Source organism: Providencia rettgeri (genome assembly GCF_013702265.1).
GTDB classification, from domain to species: Bacteria; Pseudomonadota; Gammaproteobacteria; order Enterobacterales; family Enterobacteriaceae; genus Providencia; species Providencia zhijiangensis.
In genome coordinates, this window is the sequence record NZ_CP059348.1 from 2,900,777 (window position 1) to 2,914,597 (window position 13,821).

Below are 13,821 nucleotides of genomic sequence, written 5' to 3' on the forward strand. Positions count from 1 at the left end.
TTAACGCACCTTCAATGTTGCTAGTCCAATCAGAACTAACATGAGAGAGATAATCCAGAAACGCACGATAACGCGTGGTTCTGGCCAACCTTTCAATTCATAGTGATGGTGAATTGGTGCCATACGGAAAATTCGTTGGCCACGTAATTTGAAGGAGCCAACTTGTAAAATTACCGACAGTGTTTCAACCACAAACACACCGCCCATGATGACTAATAAGAATTCTTGACGCAGTAAAACAGCGATAGTTCCTAATGCTCCACCTAATGCTAAAGAGCCTACATCACCCATAAACACTTGTGCTGGGTAAGTGTTGAACCATAAGAAGCCTAAACCGGCCCCAACAATCGCCGTACACACAATCACTAACTCCCCCGCGTGAGGTAAGAACGGAATGTGTAAATAGTTAGCAAAGTTAACGTTACCCGTTGCCCATGCTACTAACGCAAAACCTGCGGCAACAAATACAGTTGGCATAATCGCTAAGCCATCTAAGCCGTCCGTTAAGTTAACAGCGTTACTGGTTCCAACGATAACGAAGTAAGCCAGTAAAATGTACAGCACGCCTAATTGCGGCATCACATCTTTAAAGAAGGGAACAACCAGCTGAGTCGCTGGTGTGTCTTTACCAATAGCGTACATAGAAAATGCAACGATCAGCGCCAGTGCGGACTGCCAAAAATATTTCCAACGTGCGATAAGGCCACGGGAGTCTTTTCGAACGACTTTGAGGTAATCATCCGCAAAGCCCACAAGACCGTAGCCGACTAAAACGAGAAGCACACACCACACATAGGGGTTATCCAAACGCGCCCACAATAAAACGGATACGCTAATAGAGAACAGGATTAAAATTCCACCCATTGTTGGGGTGCCACGTTTACTAAAGTGTGATTCAGGGCCTGCATCACGGACAACTTGGCCAATTTGCATTTTTTGCAGGTAAGCAATCAGACGTGGTCCCATCCACAAAGCAATACCCAATGCTGTCAGCAAACCGACAATGGCTCTGAACGTCAAATAGGAGAAGACGTTAAAAGCAGAAAATTTATGAACCAATAATTCGGCTAACCAGACTAACATTCGAAGCACTCCTTCAATGCATTCACGACATCTTCCATCGCGGAGCTGCGTGAACCTTTAACTAAAATAGAAACAACATCATTCTGCTGTGCTAGCGGAATTAGTCGGGTTAATAAATCTTGTTTCGCTGTAAAATGCTCGCCACGTTCGCTAGATTGGCTAATAATTTCGCTTAACTGTCCAACACTGAGAACTTTATCTAACCCCGCTTGTTTCGCGGCTAAACCAACTCGCTCATGACACTCGTGGGCATAATCACCAAGCTCACCCATGTCACCGACAACGAAAATGCGATAGCCCGGCATTTTCGCCAGCACATTAATCGCCGCAATCATCGAACCATCATTGGCATTATAGGTATCGTCCAGTACGACTTTCGTCTCACTTAAACTCACTGGAAATAAACGCCCAGGTACTGCTTTCGTGGTGGCAATACCTTGTTTGATATCGTCTAAGGTTGCCCCCACAGAGATGGCTAATGCACTTGCCGCTAAAACGTTGGCAATGTTATGCACACCCGGTAATGGCAATGTGATTTCAACCTGCCCTACCGGCGTATGTAGTGTGAAATCCGTTGTCAGCTGTTTGATTTGAATATCTGAAGGATAGAAATCCGCTTTTTCAGTCAGTGAGTAATACCAAACGGTTTGACGAGGGTTAAATTTCCACTTATCAGAGTAGCTATCTAAATTCACAATCGCCGTGCCTTCTTCTGGCAGACCTTGGTAAATTTCACCTTTGGCTTTAGCCACACCTTCAGGGGAACCAAAACCAGCAAGATGCGCACCAAATAAGTTATTCACGAGTGCAGTTTCTGGCTTAACGATGTTGGTCGTGTATTCAATTTCATGTGGGTGATTAGCCCCCATTTCGATCACAGCAAATTGGTATTCATCCGTTAAACGGAACAGTGTCAGTGGAACACCAATATCATTATTCAAGTTACCTGCGGTATATAACGTTTTACCGCGTTGCGCCAGAATCGAGGCTGTCATCTCTTTCACGGATGTTTTGCCGGAAGAGCCGGTCAACCCGACCACTCTCGCTTTAGATTGTTGGCGAACCCAAGCTGCGATTCGCCCCATCGCAATACGCGTATCTTCGACAATCACCTGAGGGCAGTTCACATCCAATTGATGGTCAACTAACAGTGCTGCTGCGCCAGCATCAACGACTTGATCGGCAAAGTCATGGGCATCAAAACGCTCGCCTTTTAAGGCAATAAACAGACAGCTAGCGTCTATTTTACGGCTATCCGTACTCACGCTTAATAACGCTAATTCGTTATTGCTCGCTTTTTCAATGCGACCGTGAGTGATTTTCGCCAGTTGGGTTAAGGTCATCGGGATCATGCCATCACCCCCAACAATCTTGCGACGGTCAAGCGGTCTGAATAATCTAAACGGCGAGAACCAATGATTTGATAATCTTCATGACCTTTACCTGCCACTAAAATCACATCATCAGGTTGTGCTTGTAAGATAGTGTTGGTAACAGCTTCTGGACGTCCTGGGATCGCGAATACACGGCTAGAATCCAAAATACCCGCCATGATGTCGTTGATAATATCCAGCGGATCTTCGCTGCGAGGGTTATCATCGGTGATCACCACTTTATCAGCGTATTGTTCAGCAGAAGCTCCCATCAGTGGGCGCTTGCCTTTGTCTCTATCACCACCACAACCAAAGACACACCACAGCTTGCCTTTACAATGTAAACGCGCTGCCGCTAACGCTTTTTCTAATGCGTCAGGGGTATGAGCATAATCCACAACCACAGTTGGCTTGCCTGCAACGCTAAACACTTCCATACGGCCACAGACTGGCATTAATGCGCCTGTTGTCGCTAAAAGCTGCTCTAATGGGTAATCCATCATTAATAGCGTCGCCATCGCCAGCAATAAGTTGCTTACGTTAAACGCCCCCATTAATGGGCTTTCAAATGAACCTTCACCCCAGCTTGACGTGAAATGAATGGTTGCGCCTTTATCGTGATAGTCCACATCAGTGGCTTTTAACCATGGGCCTTGCCAGTTAGCCGGAATACGATTTTCCATTGTCACGGCACAAGCTTGCGGCAAGCGCTGCAACCACTTCAGCCCGACCTCATCATCAGCATTAATAATTTGAGTTTTGGTTTGATGAGTAGAGAACAGTAACCATTTTGCAGCTTCGTAATTTGCCATATCACCATGGTAATCAAGGTGGTCACGGCTTAAGTTAGTGAATACTGCCGCGTCAAATTGTAGCGCAGCAACACGACCTTGCACCAAGCCATGGGAAGAAACTTCCATCGCCGTCAACGTCGCTTTTTTATTCAGTAATTGAGTCAGTTCTAATTGGATATCAACAGCGGAGCCCGTGGTGTTCTCACTTGGAGAAACTTGCCCCAGTAGCCCATTACCTACCGTACCCATCACTGCTGATGTTTCGCCTAATCCTTTTGCCCATTGGGCAATTAATTGCGTGGTGGTGGTCTTACCGTTGGTCCCCGTCACACCCACTAACTTCATTTGGGATGAAGGTTGATGGTAGAACTCACCCGCTAATGCAGATAAACGGTTGTTTAGGTCGTTAAGATAAATGACAGGCACACCATGAATAAAGCGGATTTCGCCTTCTTCTGCTTCGCCTTGTGCTTCTGCGATAACTGCAGAAACCCCTTGCGCGATAGCTTGAGGAATATAGTGTCTACCATCTGACTGATGGCCTTTTACAGCAATAAACAGATCGCCCGCGGCAGCCTTTCGACTGTCTAGCGTCATCTCTCGTAAAGAGACATTTGTTGTACTCACACCAAATGGGGCGAGGAGTTCACAAAGATTACGATCTGCCACTTTTAACCTCTTTTTGACTGTTCACGATTTCACTTTTATCGTCTGTTTGCAATGCATCTGGCTCAACGTTCATGAGACGTAAAACCCCGCCCATGATAGAACCAAAGATAGGTGCAGATACTGCACCTCCGTAGTACTTACCGGCTTTTGGATCGTTGATTAACACAACGAGGGCATAGCGCGGGTTGCTTGCGGGAGCAACCCCTGCGGTATAAGCGATATATTCGTTGATATAGCGCCCTTCAGGCCCGACTTTTTTCGCGGTACCTGTTTTAATTGCAATACGATAGCCTTTAATTGCGGCACGTGTTCCCCCGCCACCTGGCAGAGCAACACTTTCCATCATGTGCACAACGGTGCGCATTATTGGCTCAGGAAACACTCGCGTCCCCGGAACAGGCGGGTCCACTTTAGTAATCGATAACGGGCGATATACCCCGAAACTACCGATCGTTGCATAGGCACGCGCAAGTTGTAATGGAGTCACCATCTGCCCGTACCCGAAAGAAAAGGTGGCCCTTTCTAAATCAGACCACCGTGTTTTTTTACTTGGAAAGATGCCACTACTTTCCCCGACTAACCCCAGATTAGTCGGCTTGCCAAACCCAAAGCGGCTATACACGTCCACCAGCTCTGTAGCAGGCATCGCTAACGCTAATTTTGAAACACCAACGTTACTCGACTTCTGTAAAATACCGGTAATTGATAACTCTGCGTAACGCGCAACGTCTTTGATTTCATGACCATTAACACGGTACGGATAGGTATTTAATACGGTATTTTCTTTTATAATTTTATTTTGTAGCGCACTCATTACGACAAGTGGCTTCACGGTTGAACCCGGTTCAAAAATATCCGTGATAGCGCGGTTGCGCATGAAATCCATCGGCGTACCCGCGAGATTATTTGGGTTATAGGATGGACTGTTTGCCATCGCTAAGATTTCCCCAGTATTCACATCCACAAGGATTGCCACACCGGACTCAGCTTTGTTCTCTTGAACACCTTTCGTTAGCTCGCGATACACAATAGATTGAATACGCTCATCGATACTGAGCATCAAGTTATGGGCTGCTTGGCTATCGACGGAAGAGACGGTCTCAATCACACGACCATTACGGTCTTTACGTACCGTACGTTCACCCGGAGAACCTTTTAACCAACGGTTAAAGCTTTTTTCCACCCCTTCAATACCTTCACCATCGATATTTGTCACGCCTAGTAAGTGAGCAGTCACTGGACCTGATGGGTAATATCGGCGAGATTCTTTACGTAAATAGATCCCTGGAACTTTTAGTTTGCGGACATATTCACCGATGGAGGGGTTAACTTGACGAGCGAGGTAAACAAAGCGCCCTTTCGGGTTAGCAGAAATTTTGGTGGTGATTTGTTCAAGAGGAATATCTAATGCATCGGCGAGCGCTTTCCAGTGTTCATCGTTACTTACGCCGCCTTTTTCAAAGACTTCTTTAGGATCAGCCCAGATAGCGTTAACCGGGACACTGACTGCTAATTGGCGACCTTCACGGTCACTGATCATTCCTCGAGCCGTTGATACTTCTTGAACGCGAAGGGAGCGCATGTCTCCCTCTTTTACCAGTTTTTCCGGGGCAATAATTTGTAGGTACGCAACGCGAGTCAACAACCCTGCTAATGCCAACCCAATACATCCACACAACAAAACAAAACGCCAGCGAACAAAGCTGGTGACTTCTTCTGTTTTCTTGTTCTTAGCGGGTTTGGTTGCTTTCATTCTTAACCTTCGTTATTGCTTGGAAACAATAATATTTTCTTGGGATGGCTCAACATGAACCATTTGCAATTTTTCAACAGATAAACGCTCAACACGGCTGTGACTGGCTAACGCATTCTCTTCAAGGATCAAGTTTCGCCATTCGATATCGAGAAAATCTTTCTCTTCGTACAGCTTATCTTTGGCGGCAGTCAGCAGTCGTGTTTCATGAGCGGTGGTCACCACAAACACAGCGCTAATCACTATTGCGGCTAGCAAAATCATCGGAATAATTCCGTAACGAAATAAATCGCGACCGATGACTCTGGCTAAACTGTGTCTTTCTGGTGTCATTACTCTACCGCTCTCTCTGCAAAACGTAACACCGAGCTACGTGCTCGTGGGTTTTCGTCAATTTCACTCTCGGAAGGCTTCATTTTGCCTAGTGCACGTAATTTAGCGGCACCTAGCTCTTTGATTTGCGCTTCTGTCAGTGGAATCCCCGCAGGAACAGAAGGTCCGGTACTGTTTTGACGAATAAAGCGTTTTACTAATCTGTCTTCCAATGAATGGAAACTGATCACCGATAAACGCCCTTCAGGTGCTAAAACAGACATCGCACCATTTAATGCTTTCTCAATCTCTTCCAGCTCGCTATTGATATAAATACGAATCGCTTGGAAGCTGCGGGTTGCTGGGTGCTTGTGTCGGTCTTTAATCGGACTGACTTTGGCAATCAGCTCCGCCAAGTGGCGTGTACGCGTTAACGGTTCTTCTTCGGGATTATGGTTACGCTCAACAATGGCTCTTGCGATGCGCTTTGCAAAACGCTCTTCACCAAATGTTTTGAGCACCCATGCGATATCGTCTGCTTCCGCGTTCATCAGCCATTGCTGCGCGGATTGACCACGCGTTGGATCCATACGCATATCCAGTGGCCCATCACGCATAAATGAGAACCCACGCTCTGGATCATCTAACTGCGGCGAAGAGACGCCGAGATCCAGCAACACACCATCAATCTTGCCTACTAAGCCTTCTTCTTCCACATAATCTGCAATTGCTGAAAATGGGCCATGCTTAATCATAAAACGTGGGTCATCAATCCCTTGAGCGGCTTTAATCGCCTCTGGGTCACGGTCAATGGCAATCAAGCGACCTTGATCTCCTAGTTGGCTTAAAATCAAGCGAGAGTGCCCGCCACGACCAAATGTGCCATCAATATAGATACCATTTGGTTTAAGATTTAAGCCGTTCACTGCTTCATCGAGCAGTACTGTTACGTGTTTAAATTGCTGCTGTGTCATTGTTATAGTGACAAATCCTGTAGACGGGCGGACAGCGGTTCGTCGGCTAGACGCTCAGCAGCGATGTCAGTTTCCACCTGCTGGTACCACATCTGTTCATCCCAAATTTCAAATTTATTTATTTGGCCCACCAACATGACCTCTTTTGTTAGCCCTGCGTGTTGACGCAGCGTGCTAGCTAGCAAAAGACGTCCTGCATTGTCTATCTGACATTCACTGGCATGACCAAGTAAAAGGCGCTGTACTCGACGTTCTGCGGGATTCATGGTGGATAACTTAGACAGTTTTTCCTCAATGATTTCCCATTCGGGTAAGGTATAAAGCAACAGGCATGGCTGGTGAAGGTCAATGGTACACACCATTTGCCCTTTCGATTCCTCGCTCAGCATTCCTCGATAACGAGTAGGCACGGTTAGTCGCCCTTTGCTGTCGAGATTAACCAGTGTAGCCCCACGAAACATACCTGATTTTTCCCCTTTATTTCCAACTGCCCCACTTTACCCCACAATTCTCCACTTATAAAGTTTACGAATGGTATGAAAACGTTGTCAAGCCAGCCGCACGTAGCTTTAGCTTTATTTACAGAACGTTTTAGAAAAGAAAAAGTTGGAAAAAATCTTACTTGGAAAGAAAAAGAGAAATAACGAGTTGATATAATTCACTTATTTATAAAACGCAGGTAAAACATATTTAAATCTATTTCATTGCTGCAAAATCATACAAATTTGAGTAAATGATATATACGTCTCATTTTTAATCAGTTTATTTCGTGTCTATTCTTTACCTTTTGATCATCATTTATTGATGATTATTTAAACAAAACTACCAAATAATACGTATTATTATATAAAATCATTATATTTCAATACATTAAACAACTGTTTTAATTCACAGTGTTATTTTACTGACAATAATTTGCTCATTGTATTTATCGGTTTTTTTATGGGTTAAAAAAATTTAATTCGTCAAAAAACCAATCGATGCAAAATAATCAAAAAAAGTATTAGGAAAATTCCTAAAGTGAAATATTTACAGGATAACGCAATAAAAAAATCGCAATCACCCATAAATTTCACCAAAAAAAAGCCCCTAATAGATAGGGGCGGATATATTACTAAGAATCTTGGTTAACATCACTAACTATTAAACCGGTTTTTTCACCAGTGGATAAGGTTTATCCACTACTGTTTGCGACCTAAACTACCACGGCGACATAAGTCCCTGCGAATTCGACGAATTCCAGTTTCTGGCTTCTGTTTCTCGTCTAGGCTGGCTAATACCAATTCTAAAATACGCTCTGCAATATCACGGTGGCGCTGAGCGAGAGAGAGCACAGGACAACCGAGGAAATCCAGTAATTCGTTATCACCAAAGGTGCTGATAACCATGTTTTCAGGTAAGCGGCCATTGCGTTTCAATGCCACATCCAACACGCCTTGCAGCAAAGAAAATGACGTTGTGAATAATGCATCCGGCATCGCGTTACCGCTATCTAGCCATTGGGAGAAAACGTCGGCCGCGGCATCACGCTCATAACTATTGGCGTATAAATAATTGACTTCGCGAGTGTCCCCCTCCCATGCTTTGCGGAAACCTTGCTCACGTAGATAGCTAACAGAAAGTTCAGGTAATGCCCCGAGATATAAGACCGATTCAGCTGAGAATTTACGTAATTCTTTAGAGATCATCAGAGCATCTTCTTGGTCGTCACCGACCACGCTAATGAAATGCTCTTTTTCTAATGCTCTATCCAGCGCGATGATAGGCAGTGAACGGTTCGCCCAGCGCTGATAAAACGGATGTTCAGGAGGTAATGCGGTAGACACAATAATCGCGTCAACTTGGCGCTGCAGTAAATGTTCCACGCAACGAATTTCGTTGTCAGGTTGGTCTTCTGAACACGCAATTAAAAGCTGATATCCGCGCTGACGAGCTTGTCTCTCAAGATAATTGGCGATACGGGTATAGCTAGTATTTTCAAGATCAGGGATCACCAACCCGATTGAGCGAGTGCGACCAGCGCGTAACCCTGCAGCGACTGCGTTTGGATGGTAATTGTGCTCTCTGACGACTGCCATCACTTTTTCTACAGTTTTATCGCTGACTCGATACTGCTTGGCCTTGCCGTTGATCACATAACTAGCCGTTGTGCGGGAAACACCCGCTAGACGGGCTATCTCATCCAGTTTCACGTTAACCTCTTTGCAATTTGGGAAACAGCCCCGAGTCATTCGAGGCCTTAATCCGCTCTATTCTACCTGCGGCGGATAAATTTTTCATCGCATAATTTTATCGCCACGAGAAACACCAACAATCCCTGAGCGTGCAACTTCAACAATTTCAGCAACACCACGCACAGCTTCAAGGAATGCATCCAGTTTATCGCTTGTTCCTGCGAGCTGAACGGTGTACAGCGTTGGTGTCACATCCACGATTTGCCCACGGAAAATATCGGCACTTCGCTTAATTTCATCGCGCCCATAACCGGAAGCTTGTAGTTTCACTAACATGATTTCACGCTCGACATGAGCTGATGCGGTCAGTTCACTCACACGCAACACATCCACCAGTTTATGCAACTGTTTTTCAATCTGCTCGAGCACCTTGGCATCCCCCTTTGTCTGGATGGTCATCCGTGACAATGTCGGATCGTCGGTCGGTGCTACGGTCAAGCTTTCGATGTTATAACCGCGCTGTGAAAACAACCCAATCACGCGAGATAATGCCCCTGATTCATTCTCTAGTAACACTGATAAGATACGACGCATGATCAAGTCCTCTCCGTTTTACTTAACCACATTTCATCCATTGCTCCACCACGGATCTGCATTGGGTAAACATGCTCAGTTTCATCAATATTAATATCTACAAAGACCAGACGCTGGTTTTCATTCACTTCGACTAGCGCTTGTTTCAGCTTATCTTCAAGTTCATCTGGGGAGGCAATTGAAATCCCCACATGCCCATAAGCCTCGGCTAATTTTGTGAAATTTGGCAATGACTGCATATAGGACTGTGAGTGACGACCTTGATAAATCATGTCCTGCCACTGTTTTACCATGCCCAAGAAACCATTATTCAGATTCAGGATCAGTACCGGTAATCCATATTGCAGCGCAGTTGAAAGCTCTTGAATGTTCATCTGAATACTGCCGTCGCCAGTCACGCATACAACCGTGGATTTAGGGTGCGCTAATTTAACCCCTAAAGCAGCTGGCAAACCAAAGCCCATGGTGCCTAAGCCCCCTGAGTTGATCCAGTGCCGTGGTTTATCAAACGGATAATAAAGTGCAGCAAACATTTGGTGCTGCCCCACATCAGAGGTCACATAAGCTTCACCGTTGGTTAAGCGGTAAATAGCCTCAATGGCTTGTTGCGGCTTCACTTTACTTGGGTTTAATGCATATTTTAGGCACTGTTTTTCGCGCCAAATACCGATCTCCTTCCACCACGTTTGCAGTGCAGCGGTATCTTGCTCGGCAGCCGCATGATCCAGTTGAGCAATCATCTGTTCTAACGTGAGTTTTGCATCGCCAACAATGGGAATATCCGCTTTGACTGTTTTCGAAATTGAGGTTGGGTCCACATCAATTTGGATCACAGTTGCATTCGGGCAATATTTTTCTAAGTTATTGGTTGTACGGTCGTCAAAGCGAACACCTACCGCAAAAATCACATCAGAATGATGCATCACTTTGTTAGCTTCGTAGGTGCCATGCATTCCGAGCATACCCACAGATTGTTGGTGAGTTTCGGGAAATGCGCCTAGCCCCATCAACGTTGATACCACTGGCAACTGAAGCTTTTCAGCTAGTGTCATTAGCTCCGCGGAGCAATTGGCATTGATCGCACCGCCACCGATATACATCACTGGCTTCTTCGCCGCGACTAATTTGGTCAACGCTTTCTTAATTTGGCCTTTGTGCCCTTGTAAGGTCGGATTATATGAGCGCAATGAGACGGATTCAGGGTAGCGATAAGGGAATTTAGCGGCCGGATTCACCGTATCTTTTGGAAAGTCGATCACCACAGGCCCTGGGCGTCCACTCGCCGCAATATAGAACGCTTTTTTGATGGTTTCAGGGATCTCTTTCGCGTGTTTGATGAGAAAACTATGCTTCACGATTGGGCGCGAAATACCCACCATATCGCACTCTTGGAACGCATCGTTCCCAATTAATGAACTGGCGACCTGCCCCGATAAAACCACCATGGGTACAGAGTCCATATACGCAGTCGCAATACCGGTTATCGCATTGGTTGCGCCGGGTCCTGACGTTACTAACACTACGCCCACATCCCCTGTTGAGCGCGCATAGCCATCGGCCATATGCACCGCAGCTTGCTCGTGACGAACTAAAATATGCTCTACACCACCCACGGTATGCAGTGCATCATAAATATCAAGAACTGCGCCTCCCGGATAGCCAAATACGTGTTTCACTCCTTGGTCAATCAATGACTTGACGACCATTTCTGCTCCCGACAACATCTCCATGAGTTTGCCCTCAGACTATTTGCAAGTTAACAGAGAGCCGAACGGCCCTCTTTAATTTTTATTAATTAAGTTAGTCATAAATTCAGCTCTTAACATATCCCTACCATTTGTGGGACGCAAATTTGATTTCGCAGAGAAATTAAGGAAGATTTCATTTTGTCTTGAACATGAAAATTCGGCAGATTCATTGACTAGTTTTCAATCAAAATAGAGCGAAAATAACTAAAAGGTAAGCAAAAATAGTGGCAACGCGATTTTACATAAATAGCAGGTAAAACAAAGCCCTTCAGGGATAACCACTGAAGGGCTTTGAAAATATGATTAAATATCGAATTACTCTTGATACATAGATTCAATTTCTAATCGGTAGCGCTCTGAAATAATTTTACGGCGTAATTTCAGCGTAGGCGTTAATTCACCTTTCTCCATTGAGAAATTGCTTGGTAACAGTGTAAAACGCTTCACTTGATGGAAGTTTTCCAGATTCTTTTGTAGCTCTTTGAGACGACCTTCAAACAGCGCGACAATTTTAGAGTCTTTTAACAGCTCCAAACGATCACGGTATTTTAAGTTAATTGAATTTGCATACTCTTCAAGGCTGTCATAGCAAGGCACAATCAGCGCAGAGACAAATTTACGAGCATCAGCAATAACAGCAATATGCTCAATAAAACGGTCTTGACCTAAAACACCTTCGATAACCTGTGGCGCAATATATTTCCCGTTAGACGTTTTCATTAAATCTTTCAGCCTATCCGTAATATATAAGTTACCTTGCTCATCGATTTTTCCGGCATCCCCTGTACGCAACCAACCATCAGCCGTGAATGTATCTATCGTTTCTTGCGGGCGATTATAGTAGCCTTTCATGACGACGGGGCCTTTGACTTGGATTTCGTCGTTTACGCCAATGCGTACAGAAATGGCAGAAAGCGGTGTACCAATTGAACCTAATGGGTATTTGTTAGCTTCCCAGCACGAGACTGTCGCGCAAGTTTCGCTCATCCCATAGCCATATTTGATATCCACACCTGCAGACAAGAAAAACGCAATCACATCATCATCGAGACGCGCGCCCGCCGCTGGCATAAAACGAATGTGACCACCGAGCCCTTGGCGAATCTTGCTTAGAACCAGTTTATCTGCCAATGCATATAAGCGATTGTTGATAAATGAAAGTGATTTACCTTTCGCCATCGCTTTCACTTTTTGTTTCCCTATCGCAATCGCCCATTTGAAAATCGCACGACGCATGAAAGGCGCTTGGGATACTTTACTTTGTACTGCGCTATAAACTTTCTCATAGAAACGTGGTACGGCACACATCACCGTTGGCTTAACATCAGCAAGCGCTTCTTTTACTAAATTAGTATTGGTTAAATAGACATTACGCGCGCCGCTGTGCATGACATAAAAACTCCATGCGCGTTCAAAAACGTGGGAAAGTGGTAGAAAACATAATGAAACATCGTCTTCGGACAGTTCTAAACGGTTGTCATGAAGATAAAGCTGAGCTGCCATATTGTAGTAATCCAGCATTACCCCTTTCGGTTCACCCGTGGTGCCCGAGGTATAAATAATGGTGAATAAATCACTTAAATTTTGAGCAGCAATTCGCGTATCTAACTCAGCTTGATATTGAGGCTGAGCGAGGGACATAAATGTCGATAAGTGCATGCTGTTAGCCACTTGGCCATCTAATTCAACATTATCATCTAATGCAATGATAGCGGTGAGTTGCGGGCAATGGGCAAGTAATTGGCAAGCAACTTGGTATTGTTCTTGAGCACCCACAAAGAGGATCTTAATGTTGGCGTCATTAATGATATAGGCGGCTTGGTCGATACTGCTGGTAGCATAGAGAGGCACCGTCACGGCTTTAATTTGTAATACAGCCAGATCAACCAAAGACCAATTCATACTGTTTTGAGCAAAAAGCCCAATATTCTCTTGCGGTGCAACATTCATCGCTAAGAGCTGATGTGCAATCGCGGTGGTTTTGGTACCCACTTCTGCCCAAGTCAGTTCTGATTGATGTCCGTTGTCCCATTGACTGAAAGCTATCCGATCCGCTGACTCGCTCGCGTCCATTCTGGAACGTATGCGGTTAACAATATGATATGGATATAGATTTTCAGTAATCAAAGTGTATTCCCTATAGGTCATTAGAATTTTAAGTCATTCGGCAAACTCACAAATAACCTAATCTTAATACTTTTTATTATTTCAGCTTACATCTGTTAGCTGAATATTTTGAGTGTATAGCGGAAAGATAAACGAGGAAAGGAATAAAGTGTAAATTTTTTGCAAATGCTACGGACACAACAAAACTCGCCACTATTTTCATCATGGCGAGTTAGTATTT

General features: G+C 44.9%; 11 protein-coding genes. All 11 read right to left on the bottom strand.

Translation table 11 applies throughout. From position 1 onward, the window contains the following. The 11 genes from mraY to H0913_RS13420 all read right to left on the bottom strand — a co-directional run bounded on the left by mraY (position 1) and on the right by H0913_RS13420 (position 13,547). A complete protein-coding gene (mraY, locus tag H0913_RS13370; RefSeq protein ID WP_154602530.1) occupies positions 1 to 1,083 on the bottom strand; it encodes a phospho-N-acetylmuramoyl-pentapeptide-transferase in 1,083 nt (360 codons plus the stop codon). Continuing rightward, positions 1,077 to 2,435 (bottom strand): UDP-N-acetylmuramoyl-tripeptide--D-alanyl-D-alanine ligase, encoded by a 1,359-nt coding sequence (gene murF / locus H0913_RS13375; protein WP_181477412.1) that lies wholly within the window; start codon positions 2,433 to 2,435, stop codon positions 1,077 to 1,079. Before murF ends, mraY begins: the two co-directional genes overlap by 7 nt. Continuing rightward, positions 2,432 to 3,919, bottom strand: coding sequence for a UDP-N-acetylmuramoyl-L-alanyl-D-glutamate--2,6-diaminopimelate ligase (gene murE, locus H0913_RS13380; RefSeq protein WP_181477413.1), 1,488 nt, complete (start codon positions 3,917 to 3,919; stop codon positions 2,432 to 2,434). Before murE ends, murF begins: the two co-directional genes overlap by 4 nt. Beyond that, positions 3,906 to 5,672 (bottom strand): peptidoglycan glycosyltransferase FtsI, encoded by a 1,767-nt coding sequence (gene ftsI, locus H0913_RS13385; protein WP_181477414.1) that lies wholly within the window; start codon positions 5,670 to 5,672, stop codon positions 3,906 to 3,908. Before ftsI ends, murE begins: the two co-directional genes overlap by 14 nt. A gap of 12 nt (positions 5,673 to 5,684) precedes the next feature. Further along, positions 5,685 to 6,005: a cell division protein FtsL gene (gene ftsL / locus H0913_RS13390; protein WP_036951205.1), complete on the bottom strand. Its 321-nt coding sequence runs from the start codon at positions 6,003 to 6,005 to the stop codon at positions 5,685 to 5,687. Continuing rightward, positions 6,005 to 6,958: a 16S rRNA (cytosine(1402)-N(4))-methyltransferase RsmH gene (gene rsmH / locus H0913_RS13395; protein ID WP_154602527.1), complete on the bottom strand. Its 954-nt coding sequence runs from the start codon at positions 6,956 to 6,958 to the stop codon at positions 6,005 to 6,007. Before rsmH ends, ftsL begins: the two co-directional genes overlap by 1 nt. Positions 6,959 to 6,960: 2 nt before the next feature. Continuing rightward, positions 6,961 to 7,419: a division/cell wall cluster transcriptional repressor MraZ gene (gene mraZ, locus H0913_RS13400; RefSeq protein ID WP_154602526.1), complete on the bottom strand. Its 459-nt coding sequence runs from the start codon at positions 7,417 to 7,419 to the stop codon at positions 6,961 to 6,963. 720 nt (positions 7,420 to 8,139) lie between these two features. Then, positions 8,140 to 9,150 (bottom strand): catabolite repressor/activator, encoded by a 1,011-nt coding sequence (gene cra / locus H0913_RS13405; RefSeq protein WP_181477415.1) that lies wholly within the window; start codon positions 9,148 to 9,150, stop codon positions 8,140 to 8,142. An 84-nt stretch (positions 9,151 to 9,234) separates the two neighbouring features. Next, positions 9,235 to 9,726 (bottom strand): acetolactate synthase small subunit, encoded by a 492-nt coding sequence (gene ilvN, locus H0913_RS13410; protein WP_154602524.1) that lies wholly within the window; start codon positions 9,724 to 9,726, stop codon positions 9,235 to 9,237. A gap of 2 nt (positions 9,727 to 9,728) precedes the next feature. Beyond that, positions 9,729 to 11,456 carry an acetolactate synthase 3 large subunit gene (gene ilvI / locus H0913_RS13415; RefSeq protein ID WP_181477416.1) on the bottom strand — a complete coding sequence of 576 codons (1,728 nt, stop codon included), beginning with the start codon at positions 11,454 to 11,456 and terminating at the stop codon, positions 9,729 to 9,731. 333 nt (positions 11,457 to 11,789) lie between these two features. After that, positions 11,790 to 13,547 carry an AMP-dependent synthetase/ligase gene (locus tag H0913_RS13420; protein ID WP_181477417.1) on the bottom strand — a complete coding sequence of 586 codons (1,758 nt, stop codon included), beginning with the start codon at positions 13,545 to 13,547 and terminating at the stop codon, positions 11,790 to 11,792. Between the last annotated feature and the right edge of the window lie 274 nt (positions 13,548 to 13,821).

Excerpts from the sequence above, each read along its gene's own strand:
- H0913_RS13420 (WP_181477417.1), bottom strand. The coding sequence starts at position 13,547 with ATGGACGCGAGCGAGTCAGCGGATCGGATAGCTTTCAGTCAATGGGAC.
- mraZ (WP_154602526.1), bottom strand. The coding sequence starts at position 7,419 with ATGTTTCGTGGGGCTACACTGGTTAATCTCGACAGCAAAGGGCGACTA.
- mraY (WP_154602530.1), bottom strand. The coding sequence starts at position 1,083 with ATGTTAGTCTGGTTAGCCGAATTATTGGTTCATAAATTTTCTGCTTTT.
- ftsI (WP_181477414.1), bottom strand. The coding sequence starts at position 5,672 with ATGAAAGCAACCAAACCCGCTAAGAACAAGAAAACAGAAGAAGTCACC.
- rsmH (WP_154602527.1), bottom strand. The coding sequence starts at position 6,958 with ATGACACAGCAGCAATTTAAACACGTAACAGTACTGCTCGATGAAGCA.
- ilvN (WP_154602524.1), bottom strand. The coding sequence starts at position 9,726 with ATGCGTCGTATCTTATCAGTGTTACTAGAGAATGAATCAGGGGCATTA.
- ilvI (WP_181477416.1), bottom strand. The coding sequence starts at position 11,456 with ATGGAGATGTTGTCGGGAGCAGAAATGGTCGTCAAGTCATTGATTGAC.
- ftsL (WP_036951205.1), bottom strand. The coding sequence starts at position 6,005 with ATGACACCAGAAAGACACAGTTTAGCCAGAGTCATCGGTCGCGATTTA.
- murF (WP_181477412.1), bottom strand. The coding sequence starts at position 2,435 with ATGATCCCGATGACCTTAACCCAACTGGCGAAAATCACTCACGGTCGC.